At 73.1% G+C, this 15759-nt stretch carries 11 protein-coding genes and 2 pseudogenes; 10 read left to right on the forward strand and 3 right to left on the reverse strand.

All coding sequences use genetic code 11. The features are described from left to right. Positions 1–225 precede the first annotated feature (225 nt). A complete protein-coding gene (locus tag ACZ7M3_RS50540) occupies positions 226–651 on the reverse strand; it encodes a hypothetical protein (protein ID WP_472073283.1) in 426 nt (141 codons plus the stop codon). A 334-nt stretch (positions 652–985) separates the two neighbouring features. Between ACZ7M3_RS50540 and ACZ7M3_RS50545 the strand changes: the two genes are divergently transcribed. The 8 genes and pseudogenes from ACZ7M3_RS50545 (at position 986) to ACZ7M3_RS50580 (ending at position 10621) form a co-directional block, all read left to right on the forward strand. Continuing rightward, positions 986–2317, forward strand: coding sequence for an aminotransferase class V-fold PLP-dependent enzyme (locus ACZ7M3_RS50545; RefSeq protein ID WP_472073285.1), 1332 nt, complete (start codon positions 986–988; stop codon positions 2315–2317). 247 nt (positions 2318–2564) lie between these two features. Further along, positions 2565–3578 (forward strand): serine/threonine-protein kinase, encoded by a 1014-nt coding sequence (locus ACZ7M3_RS50550; RefSeq protein ID WP_472073287.1) that lies wholly within the window; start codon positions 2565–2567, stop codon positions 3576–3578. Between the two features lie 220 nt (positions 3579–3798). Beyond that, positions 3799–5091: pseudogene (locus tag ACZ7M3_RS50555) on the forward strand (DUF6777 domain-containing protein); the annotation flags it as partial. Between the two features lie 754 nt (positions 5092–5845). After that, positions 5846–6439 carry a hypothetical protein gene (locus ACZ7M3_RS50560; RefSeq protein WP_355436652.1) on the forward strand — a complete coding sequence of 198 codons (594 nt, stop codon included), beginning with the start codon at positions 5846–5848 and terminating at the stop codon, positions 6437–6439. 163 nt (positions 6440–6602) lie between these two features. Then, on the forward strand, positions 6603–7076 hold the full coding sequence (locus tag ACZ7M3_RS50565) for a DUF1153 domain-containing protein (protein WP_472073289.1): 474 nt from the start codon (positions 6603–6605) through the stop codon (positions 7074–7076). 152 nt (positions 7077–7228) lie between these two features. Next, a complete protein-coding gene (locus ACZ7M3_RS50570) occupies positions 7229–7864 on the forward strand; it encodes a hypothetical protein (RefSeq protein ID WP_472073291.1) in 636 nt (211 codons plus the stop codon). A 295-nt stretch (positions 7865–8159) separates the two neighbouring features. Next, a complete protein-coding gene (locus ACZ7M3_RS50575; RefSeq protein WP_472073293.1) occupies positions 8160–8699 on the forward strand; it encodes a hypothetical protein in 540 nt (179 codons plus the stop codon). A gap of 230 nt (positions 8700–8929) precedes the next feature. Further along, positions 8930–10621 carry a hypothetical protein gene (locus ACZ7M3_RS50580; RefSeq protein ID WP_472073295.1) on the forward strand — a complete coding sequence of 564 codons (1692 nt, stop codon included), beginning with the start codon at positions 8930–8932 and terminating at the stop codon, positions 10619–10621. Here the strand turns inward: ACZ7M3_RS50580 and ACZ7M3_RS50585 are convergent. Next, positions 10572–11072, reverse strand: a pseudogene (locus ACZ7M3_RS50585) (amidohydrolase family protein); the annotation flags it as partial. The gene ACZ7M3_RS50580 and the pseudogene ACZ7M3_RS50585 sit on opposite strands and share 50 nt — an antisense overlap. A gap of 162 nt (positions 11073–11234) precedes the next feature. Between ACZ7M3_RS50585 and ACZ7M3_RS50590 the strand changes: the two are divergent. Then, entirely contained in the window at positions 11235–12458 is a 1224-nt protein-coding gene (locus ACZ7M3_RS50590) for a PP2C family protein-serine/threonine phosphatase (protein WP_472073331.1), read from the forward strand. A 49-nt stretch (positions 12459–12507) separates the two neighbouring features. On the opposite strand, the gene ACZ7M3_RS50595 is transcribed toward ACZ7M3_RS50590, so the two are convergent. Further along, positions 12508–15078 carry a SpoIIE family protein phosphatase gene (locus tag ACZ7M3_RS50595; RefSeq protein WP_472073297.1) on the reverse strand — a complete coding sequence of 857 codons (2571 nt, stop codon included), beginning with the start codon at positions 15076–15078 and terminating at the stop codon, positions 12508–12510. Between the two features lie 308 nt (positions 15079–15386). On the opposite strand from ACZ7M3_RS50595, the gene ACZ7M3_RS50600 reads away from it, so the two are divergent. Further along, positions 15387–15617: a response regulator transcription factor gene (locus ACZ7M3_RS50600; protein WP_060900198.1), complete on the forward strand. Its 231-nt coding sequence runs from the start codon at positions 15387–15389 to the stop codon at positions 15615–15617. Positions 15618–15759: the final 142 nt, after the last annotated feature.

The raw sequence follows: 15759 nt of genomic DNA on the forward strand, positions 1-15759 counted from the left end.
CGTGCCGTGTCCCGCTCGAGTTGCCGTGGACGCCCGCTCAGGCCGCGGGCCCGCCCCGGGACATGACCGAAGCCCCCGCCACGGTGCTGCTGCCGGCGGGGGCCTCACGGGTTCGGGCGGGTGGTCCGGTGGGTGGTGGTCCGGTGGACGTCGTACGGGGAGCGCGGGGGAGCGTTCCGCGCACGCGCGGGGACGGGGTGGCCGCGGCGAGGGCGGGCGGCACCCTCAGACGGCCGCGCTGCCGCCCGCGACCGGCCACCCGATGTCGTCGGTGGCGGAGACGGCGGTGGCGGTGGCGGTGGTCTTGGGCCAGCCGATGTCGCCGTTCGCCGAGACGACGGTGACCTTGGGCCAGCCGATGTCGCCGGTGGCGGAGACGGTGGTGACGGTGCCCTTCGGCCAGCCGATGTCGTCCGTGGCCGCGGCGGTGGTGGCGGTGGTCTTGGGCCACCCGATGTCGTCGGTGGCGGAGGCGGCGGAGACGGTGCCGGCCGTCCTCGGCCAGCCGATGGAGGAGGCGGTCGTGGTGCTCGCCGCCTTGGGCCAGCCGATGCCGTCCGCGGCGGTGCTGATGCCGCCGGCGGTGAGTACGGCGGAGGCGACGGCGGCGGTGGCGGCGGTGACGGCGAGGCGGGCGACGAGGTTCTTCATGACAGCTCCTCCGTGGCAATGAAGCGAATCTGCGTTGGTAACTTCTTGCCAAGAAGCTTGGCAACGCCTCCTCGGGATCTGCTCGGTATTCGCTGGAGATGGGCTGGAGGCCGGCGAGAGACGCCGTACCGCCTGCGCAGATGCCTGGCAAAGTTTGTCAAACACCCGGCTCCCTGGGGCGTACGGAGCCGAACCCGAGCGGGTTGAACAGCACTTTCGCGGCCCCTCCGCTAGAGCGCCGCCGGAGCCCCCGTTGCCATCACGGCCTCGCGCTGGGCAATGTATTGCCAAGCAAGTTGGCAATATTTGGCGACAGCGGGGGGAGGCCCCGGAAATGAACGCGACGCCGTCATCCACGGACCACAGGGACCACACGTACGGCACGGACCACGCGTACGGCACGGACCGCACGCAGCCCGCGGACCAGGAGGGCCGGACGGTCCACCTGGACACGGCGGGCTGGGGCACCATGCCCGCCGCCGTCCGCGCACTCGTCGCCGACTGCGCGAGCCGCGAGGACCGCTACGGCCCGCACGAGCTCGAGGAGGACCTCGAGGACGTCCTGCGCACCGAGGTCCACGAGCGCCTCGGCGCTCTGCTCGGCGTCCCGGCCGCCGACACCGCCGTCGTCACGGACGCCGCCGGCGCCTTCGACGCGCTGGTCTCCCGCCTCACCCCCGGCCGCGGCGAGCGCGTCTGGACGACCCCCTACGAGAGCGCCGCCCGCCTGACCGCCCTCTACGCCCTGCGCGACCGCACCCGCTGCACGGTGGAGGTCGTCCCGCTGCGCGAGGACGGGGACCTGGACCTGGAGTGGATGGCCCGGCACATCGACGACGACGTCGCCCTCGTCTCGGTCGTCCACGTCCCCTCCGGCTGCGGAATCGTCAACCCGGTCGAGGAGATCGGGCAGATCCTCGCCCCGTACCGGTGCGTGTACGCCGTCGACGCCTCCTACTCCGCCGGCCAGCTCCCCGTGGATGGCGGCCGCATCGGCTGCCAGCTGCTGACGGGGGACGGCTGGCGCTTCCTGCGCGGCCCCTACGCCGTCGGGTTCGCCTTCCTGGCGCCCCGGCTGCGTGCCGCGTTCGAGGACGCCGCCGCCCACCGCCCCCTGCCGCCGAACGCGGCCGTCGCGGGCTTGAACGCCGCCCTGGCCCACCACACCGCCACGGCCACCACCGACGGGCCCGCCGGCCTGGCCGGGCAGGGGCTCCTGCCCGCCCTGCGCGCCGCCGTCGAGGAGTGCCCCGGCACCGAACTGATCGCCCCGGGCCGGGTCCAGTCCGCCATCCTCGCCTTCCGCCACCGCGACCTGCCCGCCGCGCTCGTCCGCCGCCGGCTGGCGGCCCGCGGCGTCGTCCTGTGGAAGACGGTCGCGCAGGAAACCCCGCTCCACCTGCCCCGCTCCGGCGCCACCACCGCCCTGCGCGCCTCCCTCGGCCCCGACACCACCCCCCAGGACATCGCCCGCTTCGGCCGCGCCCTGCGGGAAGTCGTCCGCGAGGAGACCGCCGGTGCACAACGCCCCCGCCCCGCCCGCACCCTCCCTCCCGCCCCCACCCCCACTCCCGCCCTCGCCTCTGCCCCAGCCCCGGTCCCGCCCGCGGGGCCCCGGCCCCGGCCGTCCGCCCGCCGCCACCTGACCCTGTGCCCCACGCCCTGACCCCGCCCCCCGAACCCGAACCCGACCCCGAATCCGAAGGATGCGTCCGGGACGCCCGTCTGCGGACCGGCCGTGATCAAGCGCCTGGAGAAAGCGCTGGATAGAATTCGGGCATGGGTGAGCGGCCCGTCCACACGGCTGCGCCGGGACCCGCTCCGGGAGTCGGCTCCGGCGGCGCGGGGGGCTGCCCCGGGACGCTCGCACGGCGGGCCGGCGGCGGTGTGTGATGGGTGCGGCGTCGGGGGGCATGGAGCTGTACTCCGGCCGGGCCTCGGGCCTGATCGGGGCGCAGATCGCGGGCTACCGGGTGGAGCGCGAGATCGGCCGCGGGGGCATGGCCGTCGTGTACTGCGCCAAGGACCTGCGTCTGGACCGTACGGTCGCGCTGAAACTGCTCGCCCCGGAACTGGCCCGCAACGACACCTTCCGGCGCCGCTTCACGCACGAGTCGCTGGTGGCCGCCGCCATCGACCACCCGCACATCGTGCCGGTCTTCGAGGCCGGTGAGACGGACGGTGTCCTGTACATCGCCATGCGGTACGTCTCGGGGCTGGATCTGCGGGCCCTGCTCGACCGGGACGGCCCGCTGCCGGTGACGACCGCGCTGCGGATCGCCGGGCAGGTGGCGTCGGCGCTGGACGCGGCCCATGAACACGACCTGGTGCACCGGGACGTCAAGCCCGGCAACATCCTGGTGGCCCGGGGCACGGACAGTGATCATCCCGAGTACGTCTACCTCACGGATTTCGGGCTGACGAAGAAGTCGCTGTCGCTGACCGGGTTCACGACCGTCGGCGAGTTCGTCGGCACGCTCGACTACGTGGCCCCGGAGCAGATCTCGGGCCGCCCGGTGGACGGCCGGTGCGATCTGTACGGCTTCGCCTGCGTCGTCTACGAAACCCTCGCGGGCGGCCCGCCCTTCCAGCGGGACGACGACATGGCGCTGCTGTGGGCGCACCAGTACGACCAGCCGCCGCCCCTGAGCGAGCAGCGGCCGGGCATCCCGCCGGCGCTGGACGGCGTGCTGGCCAAGGCCCTGGCGAAGGTCCCCGAGGACCGTTACGACTCCTGCCTGGAGTTCGTGGCGGCACTGCGGACCGCCGCGAGCGGCGCGGGCGCCGCTGCCGCTGTCGGCAAGGACGTGCACGCGCCGACCCAGGTGGTTTCCGCGGTCGCCGAAGCCCCGCGGGCACCCGAGCCGGAGCCGGTGCCGGATCCGCCGGAGTGGGCCCGGCCGGTCTTCGGCCGTACCCCCGGATAGCCGCACGCCGCCCGCCCCCGGTGCGGCCCTGCCCGCTCCTGCCGGGTGCGGGGCCGTCGGCTTGCGAGGTGCGCGGGACGGCCGCACACAATGGTGTGAAGAGGAACCGGCGGGCGGAGGGCGAGGGGGCGGGGCCGACGGCAGGAGGTTGTGTTGCGGGTTTCCTGAGGCTGTGCCGCTGGCCTGTGTGCCGCAGGCCCCGATGCCGGGAGTGGAGCTCGTGAGCATCGAACCGTCGTCGTCCCAACCGTCGTCCGGCCGTCCCAAAGGTCCTCCGTCGGGGCCGCTGGCGGGGCCTTCCCAGCCGGACCGGCCCACACCCCCGGACGCCGAAACCCGCCTCGGCGGCGGGCGGTCCGGACCGCCGGCCGGCCCGCCCGGCGGATCCGGCGGCGGGGGCCCGGGAGGCGACGAGGGCCCGCACCACCCGTGGTGGAAGTCCGCGCCCCGGGTGGCCGTGGTCGCCACCGCCATCGTGGCGGCGGTGGCCCTGATCCTCGTGTTCACCCGCTCCGACGACACCTCGAACCAGCAGCGGGGCGAGGTCTTCCTGCAGTCCGCCGGGAGCACGGGCGCGGACCCGTTCACGGAGTCGACCGCGAAGGAGAGCACCGCGCCGACGGCGACACCCTCGCTGCCCTCCACGGCCACGGGCACGGACAACGCGGTACAGAGCGTGAGCGGTGACGCCCCCGGCCTCTACGGCGGGACACGCAACGTCGCCAGCTGCGACGTGGAGAAGCAGATCACCGCCCTCAAGGCGGAACCGTCGAAGAACGCGGCCTTCGCCTCGGTACTGGGCATCCAGCCCTCCGCCGTCCCCGGCTATCTGCGCACCCTCACCCCCGTACAGCTCCGGGCGGACACCCGGGTCACCAACCACGGCTACCGCAACGGTTCTGCCACCACCTATCAGGCCGTGCTGCAGGCGGGCACCGCCGTCCTGGTCGACGGGCGCGGGGTACCGCGGGTGCGCTGCGCCTGCGGGAACCCGCTGACACCGCCGGCCGCGCAGCAGAGTGCCGCCCCCAGACCGGTGGGCCAGCCGTGGTCCGGCTACCGGCCCTCGCACGTGGTCGTCGTCGCGCCGGCGCCCCGCCCGGTGAAGAAGTTCGTCGTGGCGGGCCAGAAGAAGGGCGAATGGTTCACACGGGACCAGGGCGACCACCGCGGCGAGTACGACAAGAAGACGACACCGCCACCGCCACCGCCCCCGCCGCCACCGAAGCCGTCCACAACGGGCAGGGAACAGACGCCCTCGAACGGCGACACCTCGCAGGGACCGGGCAAGCCGTCCAAGCCGTCGGAGTCGGGCAAGCCGTCGAAGTCGTCGGAGTCGGGCAAGTCGTCGGAGTCGGGTAAGCCGTCGAAGTCCTCCGAGTCGGGCAAGCCGTCGAAGTCGTCGGAGTCGGGCAAGTCGTCGAAGTCCTCGGAATCGGACAAGTCGTCGGAGTCGGGCAAGCCCTCCAAGTCCTCCGAGTCGTCGAAGTCCTCCGAGTCGGGCAAGTCGTCGGAGTCGGGCAAGCCCTCCAAGTCCTCCGAGTCGTCGAAGTCCGGCAAGGAGTCGTCACCGTCGAAGGACAAGTCCTCGTCGGAGTCGGGCAAGCCGTCCTCACCGGGCTCCTCCCAGCCGTCGTCACCGCCGTCGTCGTCCGAGGAGTCCTCGAAGCCGCAGGCCCCGTCCTCCGAACCGGCCTCCTCGCAGCCCGAGCCAAAGACGTCCGCGCCCCAGACCTCCGAGCCTCCGCCCCTGTCCTCGGCACCCCTGTCCTCCGCGCCCCTGTCCTCCGCGCCCCTGTCCTCCGCGCCCCAGAACACGGAGCCCCAGAATTCCGGACCCCCGCCCGCCGACACAGGGCAGCAGCAGGAGCAGGAGCAGGAGCAGGAGCAGGAGCAGCAGCAACCGCCGGGCCCCGAGGGGTCCTAGCAGCGCCGGCGCACATACGCCGCACGGTTCCCAAGGACCGCCGTGCGGCATCTTTTTGCGCGCTTTACCCGACTCGTTCCGCTGGGTCAAGTCACGACTCCTCGGAACGTGACCGTGCAGTGCCCGTGGGGCCTACTTGGAGTGCGGGCCTCACCGGAAAGGAAATCCGGAAAATAAATGAGGCAGGACGGTAGGACGGAAATCTTCGGCAGAGGGTTTTCTCTTTCACCGAAACCGCGAATTGTCCCGGTGCGGCGGTCCCGGTAAAACGGCCCGCCGGCTGTCGTCCCGAATTTACGGGGCGGGCAGAAGAGTCCCCTGAATCGGTAGGAGAAAACCCATGACCCGTATTTTTCACACCCACAGCGATGTCCGTTCCAAGCGCCGGGGCTTCCGCCTCGCGACACTCGCCGCCTCGGCCGCGGTGATCACCGGGGGCATCGTCCTTCCGGCGTCCGCCGCGATGGCCGCCCCGATGCCCGCCGCACATGTCGTGAGCTTCGTCCACGGCGGCGGTGCCGGCGGTGACGGCGGTGCCGGCGGTGACGGCTTCGTCGGCGGCGGCGGGGGCTCCGGCGGCTCCGGCGGCGGCAGCGTCCTGGGCGTCGGCGGTGACGGAGGCAAGGGCGGCAACGGAGGCGACGGCATCCTGTCCGGCGGCGGTGGCGGCGGCGGTGGTGGCGGCGGCGACGGTGTCATCGGCGGCGACGGAGGCAGGGGCGGCGACGGCGGCACCGGCCTGTTCGGCGGCAGCGCCGGCTCCGGCGGCTCCGGCGGCGACGGTGTCATCGGCGGCAACGGAGGCAAGGGCGGCAACGGCGGCTTCGGTGTCTTCCAGGGCGGCGACGGAGGCAAGGGCGGCGCGGGCGGGCTCGGCGTCCTCTTCGGCGGCCTGGGCGGCGGAGGTGGCGCCGGCGGCGGCAGCATCTTCTGACCGTCTCGCCCGGGGCGGAGGCCCGCACGGCCTCCGCCCCACCGGACCCCTCACCCCCGCACCCCCTTCCCCCCGCACCCCCATTGACCAGGACGCGGAGCCGGACGGCCGGCGCTGCGCCCCGCAGAACCACAACCTCGCTCAAGGAAAACGGAGAACCCCCATGTCCAGAACTCGCTGGCAGCGTCCGCTCGTCCTGGCGGTGGCCTCGGTGGCCCTCGCCACCGGCACCGCGTGCGCAGCCCAGGCGGCGCCGGGCGTCACCACAGGCACCAGCCAGATGGCCCCGGCCGACCCGTCCCACTGCGGCCATGGCGGGGAAGGCGGGAAGGGCGGGAAGGGCGGGAAGGGCGGGGAAGGCGGCAAGGGTGGTGAGCCCGGCCGGCCGGGGGAGCCCGGTGAGCCCGGCCGGCTCGGCTGCTTCAAGTTCGACGACCTGCCCGACAAGCCCAAGTCGGAGCTCACGGGCGTGGACAAGATACGGATCGTGCTGACCGTGGAGTCCGGGCAGGCGAAGAAGGCCGACATCGCCAAGAAGTACAAGATCTCCGAGAAGGAGTTCGACACCTGGGACAAGCAGTTCCGCGACGGGGACTGGGCCGCGCTGATGGGTTTGAATTCCCTCTTCGGCTCCTGAGGAACTTCCTCCGACGCCCCGGCCCGGTGCGGGCCGGGGCGTTCCTGTCAAGCCCCGAATTCCCGGGCCGTGACGGCGAGGCCCTTGACCGGGTTTATTCGATACAGCGGAAACCGCGGTACGGAAAATAATTCTTTGGGAAGAGGAATGCCATGCGTATGCGTTCTTGGAAGGTCCGTCTCGGTCTCACGGTCTCGACCGCCCTGACCGCCGGTGTGGCGGCCGGCGCGCTGGCGCCGGCCGCGATGGCCGCGCCGGTGCCGCAGGGCCGTACGGCCGTGGTGGCCGCCGCCCGGCAGCTCCCCGCCGACGGCGCCCAGCCGGGCGGCGGCCAGTTCGCCAGCGGTCAGTTCGCCAGCGGTCAGTTCGGCAGCGGTCAGTTCGGCAGCGGTCAGTTCGGCAGTGGCCAGTTCGGCACCGTCAAGGTGGGCGACGGCAGCGTGCGGATCGGCGACCGGGTGTGTGCGGGCAACTGCAACGGGACCGTCAACGGGAGCAACGGCGGCCAGGGCGGGATCTGCGCCGGGCTGTGCAACGGCAGCGCCAACGGCGGCACCGGCACGACCGGCGCGCCGGGCCGCGAGGGCGGTATCGGCGGCCAGGGCGGGATCTGCGCCGGGATCTGCGGCGGCAGCGCCAACGGCGGCACCGGCGGCACGGGCGGAGCCGCGGTGGGCACCGGCGACGGCGGCCGCGGCGGTAAGGGCGGCACCGGCGGGATCTGCCTCGGGCTCGGCTGTGAGAGCGGCGGCATGGGCGGCCGCGGCGGCACCGGCGGCGCCGGCTGACGCTTGCCGGTCCCTGGAGCCGGCGTCTGCCCGCCAGGCCCTGTCCGGCAGACAATGACGCAGCGCCGGACCTGCGAGCCGCCCGGCCGCGGGGCGTCGCGGAGCAAGGCCGTCATGGCTGGTGGTGACTGTCCGTTCTGTGTAGGAGCATCCCTTGAACAGGGTGAGGTTGTTTGAACAGGGGGGACGGGGTGGGTGGGGGACTATGAGAACGGCAGACAGCGGGACCGTCGCCGACGGCGCTTTGGTGATGCGGGCACGCAGCAGCCTGGAGGCGGGAGGTGCACCTGTCCGCGTGTTCGCCGAACTGGCGGCGCAGACCGGGGACTGGACCGCGTCGGTGTGGGCCGTGTGCCTCGCACTCGAGGTCCCGGCATCCGACGTGAAGCAGCGGCTCGGTCACGGCGCGGGAGAGTTCCCTTCGCACTTTCACCCGGGGGAGGAGGTGCTGTGCGGTGAGGTTCTCGAGTCGGTCGGGCTGTTCGACGTTCCCCGGCCCTTGGGCGAGCGCGGTACCGAGATTCAGCGTCTGCTGAAGGCGGCCATGGGGGCATCGGGTGGTCTGCGCAGCGGTCATGCGCTCGGGCTTTCCCGCAGATTCGGAAGAGGTGAACTGACCGGTGCCTTCTTGTTGCTGGCGCGGACGGTCCCTCGTCGCGAGCGGGGCAGACACGCGGAGTACTGGGCGGCCTTGTGCACGGCCGGCGAACTGCTGCTGCAGGTCGGCAGTGAGGAAGACCGGGATGTGGAGCAGGCTCTTCAGGAGTGCCGGCAGCGCACCGTCGAGGCCTCGCAGGACCGGCCGAGCGCCAACAGTGCCCCGCCCTCGCAATAAGTGATCACGCGGTGGGCAGAGGCGAGCCGACGGAGGGGACCTGGGCGAAGCTGCTGGAGCACGTCCGGTGCCGGGCTGGCGGCGTCTTCGCCGGCCGGGTCGACAACTGTTGGTTCAGTTGTTGGCCGATGCGGGCCACCGGGGCTCGTACGGGTGAACGGATCTTGGCAGACGTCGGTTGTCAGCGGTGGCCGATACGTTTGTCGTCACGAGGTGAGAGGGGAGGGTCGATGGGACGTAAACGTGAGAAGAAGCGCGAACTGCGGCCCTTGGCCGCTCCGTTCACCATTGCCGCGCCCTCGGGTGCCCGGATCCGGGACCGGCTCCGCCTCAATGCGGCGGACGAGAGGGTTGTGACCCGGGTGGGTGAGCATCTCGGCGGTCATCAGCGATCCGATCTCATGGCGCGTGTCGCCCTCGGAAACATGTCCCGGAAGGATACGGAGCGTGCCGCGCGAAAGAGGAAGCTGACGGCCGTTTCCTCCTCGCGCTGGGCGGGGGCGATGACCCGCGCCTCGGAGGACCAGTATCAGCTGTCAGTGCGCTGCCTGTACGACGAGCGCGCCGGACTGCGCCGTGCCATCAGCACGATCGACACGCGGCTGGCGGTGCCATGCGGACAACGCAGGGGCCGGGTGCGCGGCTACCCCGACCAGAACGAACGCTTCCAGAAGCAGTGCCGCAGGCAGGCGCTCACCAGTCGGCTCGCGGTGGTAGAGGGGCGGATCACGGCTGGGCGTCCCGCCGTCGTCGTGGGCGGCCGACGGCTGGCCAGAGTGCGGCACCACCTCGCCGATGCCCGTCTCACCGAGCAGGAGTGGCGGCAACGCTGGGATGCCGTCCGCCTGTTCCTGACCGCGGACGGAGAGTCCGGCGCTCCACACGGCAACTACACGATCACCGTCGTCCCGCACGACGGCTCGGTGACGCTGGTGCTGCCGGAGCCCTTGCGGCACCTGGCCAACATCCCGCGCGGCCGCTACCGGCTGGCCTGCACCGTCGGCTTCCACCACCGCCGGGAGGAGTGGCTGGATCGCGTGAGCGCGCACCGGGCCGTGCGCTACGACATCGTGCGCGACCCGGCCCGGGGCCGCTGGTACCTGGACGCGTCCTGGTCCGCCGACACCACGCCCCCGCCCACCCCGGACGAGATCAGACAGCGGGGCGAGCGGCTGCTCGCGGTGGACCTCAACGCCGACCACCTGGCCGCCGTCGTGCTCGACGGGCACGGCAACCCCATCGGCGCACCACACACGGTGCCGCTGGATCTGACCGGGCCCACCACGACACGGGACGGGCGTCTGCGAACCGCGATCACCGGGCTCCTGGGCATCGCGAAGCGGCAGGGCTGCGCCGGACTCGTGATCGAGGACCTCGGCTTCGCCGACGCCCGAGCCACGGGGCGGGAGACCATGGGCCGCGGCAGACGCGGCAAGCAGTTCCGCCGTACGGTCGCGGGCATGCCCACCGCCAGGTTCCGGGAACGCCTGCGCGGCATGGCCTGCCACGCCGGGCTTGTCGTGATCGCCGTCGACCCGGCGTACACCAGCATCTGGGGCGGCCGGTACTGGCAGCGCCCCCTGCAGCAGCAGACCAAGACCACCGTCACCCGCCACCACGGTGCCGCGGTGGCGATCGGCAGGCGCGGCCTGGGCCATCGGGTCCGGCGTCGGCCAGGTGTGACCGCTCCCGACCAGAGGATCGGGCGGCGGAGAGCTACCGGCCAGACCGGACCCGTACCCAGGCCACGCGGGACCACGAGTCCGCCCAGGACAGTGGGCACGCCCCCCGAGGGCGGCAAGACCCAGCTGTGCCGAGGCGAACAACTCGTGCTGCTCCCCGGTCCTCAAGACCGTTCGGAGGGCCACCGGACCACCTGTCTGGATTGTGGCGAGTTGGACGATATCGGCCAACAGCGCTAGGAACAGTGGATGTACAGGACGGCGAAGGAACGGCGAGTGTGCGGCCGAGCACGGTCGTGGTCACGCCGACACCGACCGCCCCGAGGTCGTCGAAGGCGCGGGTGAGCTCCCGCAGGGCCGCGTCGGTGTGGGGGAGGGGCAGCGCGGCGAAGATCCGGAAGCGTCCGGGGAAGCGGGCCGCCAGCTCCGCGTACGACTCGTTCGCCGCGCCGGCCAGCGCCACGGCGTCGGACTCCCCGGCCAGGTGCGGGGACTGCGGGGCCACCGAGAGCACCTGGAGGTCGATGCCCGCCCGGTCCATCAGCGCGAAACGACGGTCCAGATCGGCCGCGGTCGCGTCGGCGCCGATCCCGCGCTGGGTGCCCGTATCGGTCTTCCCCAGGCGCTCGAGGCGGTCGAGATACCCCGCGGTCCACAGGTGGGCGTGCACGTCGATACGCAAAGGAGCCACCTTTCGATGGAACGCCCGCCCGGCGGCGCGGTCCAGCCGGCGGCGGACCGGGGCCGGGGTTCCCGCAGCGCGGGCGGCCCCGTGTCGTGGTCGAGTGGTTTCGGGGGCGGGGTGAGGACCGTGGCATCGGGGCGGTAGGGAGCGCGTGTGGTGAGGGAGCGGATGGACTACCGGGCGCTGTTCGCCGCCACCCCCAGCCCGTATCTGGTGCTGGGCCGCGACCTGGTGATCGTGGCCGTCAACCGGGCCTACCTCCTGGCGACCGCCCGCACCCGGACGGAACTGGTCGGGCGGTATATCTTCGACGCCTTCCCCGACAATCCCGCGGACCCGGACGCCGACGGGGTGCGGAATCTGAGCGCCTCCCTGCACTGGGTGCTGCGTTCGAAGGAACCGGACACCATGGCGGTGCAGAAGTACGACATCCCCGTCACCGGCCGTCCGGGTGCGTTCGAGGAGCGCTGGTGGTCGCCGATCAACACCCCGGTGCTCGGGCCGGACGGGCAGGTGGAGTGGATCATCCACCGGGTGGAGGACGTGACCGAGTTCGTCATGTCCCGCCTTCCGCGCGAGCGATGGGCCGGCGTGCTGGGCGAGCGGGAGGCGATGGAGGCCGAGCTGTATGCGCGGGCGCGCGAACTGCAGCAGCTGAACGAGGAACTGCGCAAGGCGCACGCCCGGGAACGCCAGGTCGCCGTCACCCTGCAGGAGGCCATGCTGCAATCGCCTGACCTGGCGGGCCACCAGGACATCGCGGTGCGCTACATGCCCGCCGCCGGGTCCCTGAACGTGTGCGGCGACTGGTACGACGTGGTCGATCTGCCCGGCGGCTTCGCCGTGGCCGTCGGCGACGTCGTCGGACACGGCCTGGAGGCCGCCGCGACGATGGGCATGCTCCGCAGCGCCCTGTCCGCGGCGGTCCGCGCCCTGCACGAGCCGGCCAGAGCGCTGGAGGTACTGGGCCTGTATGCCCGCTCGGTGGAAGGGGCGCTGGCCACCACCGCGGCCGAGGCCGTCATCGACGACCAGGGCCACCGCATCCGCTACAGCAACGCGGGCCATCTCCCGCCCGTCCTGGTGCATCCCGGCGGCTCCTTCGAACTGCTCGACCAGGCCACCGACCCCCCGCTGGGCGCCCGCCCCCGCCACGTGCCCCGCCCCCAGGCCGAGCTGCCCTACACCCCGGGAGACACCCTCGTGCTCTACACCGACGGGCTCATCGAACGCCGGGGAGAGGACATCGACGTCGGCCTGCGCCGGCTCACCGACACTCTCACCCGCCACACCCGTCTTGCTCCCGAACGCCTGGCCGACATGCTGCTCGCCCGCCTCGGTGTCAGCAGCGGCGGACGCGACGACGTCGCCCTGGTCGTCGTACGCCTCTAGCGCAAAACCGGTCTGAAGGGCGCGCGGTGACCGTGCCCACGGGCGGCGGTCAGCCGGGGGAGAGGGACTGCTCGGCCCAGACGGTCTTGCCGGTGAGGGCGTGCCGGGTGCCCCAGCGCCGGGCGAGCTGGCCGACCAGCAGCAGGCCCCGCCCGCCCTCGTCGAAGGTCCGGGCGCGCCGCATGTGCGGGGCGGTGCTGCTGGAGTCGAAGACCTCGCAGGTCAGCGTGGATTCCTCGTGGATCAGCCGCAGCTGGATGGGCGGCCGGCCGTAGCGGATGGCGTTGGTGACCAGTTCACTGACCGTCAGTTCGGTGATGAAGGCGGCGTCGTCCAGCCCCCAGGCGGTCAGCTGCTCGGTGGCGTGCTTGCGGGCCCGGGCGACGACGGCCGGGTCGGAGGGCAGGTCCCAGGCGGCGACCCGGTCGGCGTGCAGGGCCCGGGTGCGGGCGACGAGCAGGGCGATGTCGTCGTCGGGACGGTGGGTCAGCATGGCGGTGAGGACTCTGTCGCAGACCGTGTCGAGGGTCTTCGCGGGGCGGGCGAGGGCGGCGAACATCTTGTCCAGCGCCTCGTCGATGTCGTGGTCGCGGGCGGCGAGCAGACCGTCGGTGTAGAGGGCCAGGAGGCTGCCCTCGGGCAGTTCGGTCTCGAAGGTCTCGAACGGCAGGCCGCCCAGGCCCAGCGGCGGGCCGGCCGGGACGTCGAGGAAGCGGACGGCGCCGTCCGGGGTGACCGCGGCGGGCGGCGGGTGGCCGGCCCGGGCGAGGGCGCAGCGGCGCGAGACCGGGTCGTAGACCGCGTACAGACAGGTGGTGCCGATGCCCCCGGCACTCTCCTCGGCGCCGTCCGTGCCGCCCTCGTCGGCGGACAGGTGCAGGACGAGGTCGTCGAGGTGGGTGAGCAGTTCGTCGGGCGGCAGGTCGACATCCGCCAGGGTGCGCACCGCGGTGCGCAGCCGGCCCATGGTGGCGGAGGCGCGGATGCCGTGGCCGACCACGTCGCCCACGACCAGGGCCACCCGCGCACCGGACAGCGGGATGACGTCGAACCAGTCGCCGCCCACGCCGGCCCGGGTGCCGGCGGGCAGATAGCGGGTGGCGATGTCCAGGGCTCCCTGCTCGGGCAGCGTCTGCGGGAGCAGGCTGCGCTGCAGGGTCATGGTGCTGGTGTGCTCCCGGCTGTCGCGGCGGGTGGTGTGGATGCTGACGGCCGCCTTGGCGGTGAGTTCCTCGGCCAGCCACAGGTCGTCCGCCTCGAAGGGCTCCGCGCGCCGGTGCCGGCCGAAGAGGGCCACGCCGAGCGTGGCGCCGTGGGCCCGCATCGGCACCACCATCACCGAGTGCGTTGTGCTGCCCAGGAGCCGGGCGGCTCCCGGGTCCTGCCGCGCCCACCGCAGGAGGTCGGGGTCGGCCGCGTCGTACAGGGCGCCGTGGCCCTGGGCCAGGCACCGGGCCACCGGTGACAGGGCCGGGTGGAGGGTCTTTGCGCCCGCCGCGGAGGCGGCGGGGCCGTCGTCGAGGACCGAGCGCACCGCGGTACGGGTCGTGGCGAGGGGCCTGGCCGGGGCGGCGGGGGAGGGCTCGCCGCCGTGCCGGGGGGCGTCCAGCAGATCGACGGCGGCGAAGTCCGCGAGCCGCGGGACGGCGATGTCGGCCAGTTCCTGCGCGGTGCGCCCGCTGTCCGCGGTGGTGCCGATGCGGGCCGAGGCCTCGCTCAGCAGGAGCATCCGCTGCCGGGCGAGATGCTCCTGGAGCCGCTGGTGCGCCGCCAGGCACACCGCGCGCACGCGCCCGGCGGGGTCCTTCAGCGGGACGAGGGAGGTCGACCAGCCGTCGTCCGCCCCGGTGCCCGCGGGGCCGGCGCCCGCCCGCAGATGCTGCGGGCCGCCGCCCTCCAGCACCCGGCGCATCTTCGCCTCGGTCTCGTCGCTCACCGGATGCGGCACGATCTCCGGCAGGCGCCGCCCGCGCATCTGGTCCTCGGTGCGGGACAGCACCTGCTCCATACCGGCGTTGGCCCGCACCAGCCGCAGGTCCGCGTCGAAGACGGCCAGGACACAGGGCGACTGGCGAAACGCCCATTCCCCCAGCCGACCGCTCCTGTACGTCCCGCTCCCGGCCGCCTCGCTCCCGTACGTCCCGCTTCCGGCGGCCTCGTTCCCGGGCGTCCCGCTCCCGGCTGCTTCTCCTTCGGGCGGGCCGGGGGGCGTTTGCCCCTCGGGTGTGCCGGTCACGGCGGACACCACGAGCCACTCGGTGACGGGGCCGTCCGCCGTACGGCGGTGCGCCAGCAGTTCCCGCCGCAGCCGGCGGCCGTCGCGGTGCCGCAGTGCCACGGTGCCGCTCCACCGCTCTTGTCCGGCCGCGTCCCGCAGCGCCGCCGCGCCGGCCGTGCCGGCGTCGTCGGCGAGCAGACGGGCGGCGGGCTGTCCCACGACCTCCGAGGGCAGGTAGCCGAGCAACTGCCGGGCCCCTTCGCTCCACTCCGTCACGATGCCCCGCGCGTCGACGGCGGCGGTGGCCGCGGGAGGGGGAGTGGGAGGGGCCGTGCGGGCCGGACCGGGAGAGGCGTCCGACTCGTGTGGCCGCTCACCAGGATGGGTGGGAAGTCGCTCCATCGCCGCTCATCTCGCCCTTCGGGAACCTGCACGGCCGGGGGCTCTCCTGACAAGCATGATCCCGGGGGGCACGGAGCACCAACCCGGCGCCGTCACCGGGGGCGCGGCCCGCCGCCTCGTCCGTGACCGCGCCGCTGCAAACCCGCGGGGATTGCCTGTGACAGGCCTGTGACAGTCGGCGGACACCGTCATGAAGTCCCCCGGCCACTCTTTATGTAAAGCGGACAAAAAGCCTTATTCGGTCATATGTCCCCTGCTTTCAAGGGTGTGAGCAGCGACGACCGAGCCGACACGTCGGAGGAAATCCCATGAGCCTCACACTCGCCACGCCGCACGCCGAAGCCCCCGTCCCCGCGCTGGCCCCCCGTGAGCAGGAGACGCTGCGACATATCGCCGCAGGGCGCACCTACCTGCAGACGGCCCGCCACATGGGGCTCTCCAAGCACACCGTCGACGCCTACCTCCGCCGTATCCGGGCCAAGCTCAACATCAACAGCACCGCCGAACTCACCCGGCTGGCCATCTCCCTGGGCCTTTGACCACCACGCTCCCAAGGCCGTGACCACCACGCTCCCCGCGACCGCGATATGACCGCCGCTGCTCACCGGCCCGGGCCGAACTCCCCTCGGCCCGGCCCCGTCAGCAGCGGCACGCCGGCGCCGTTCCGGCACCGCCCCGGTG

This window comes from Streptomyces sp. NPDC111656, assembly GCF_055656965.1.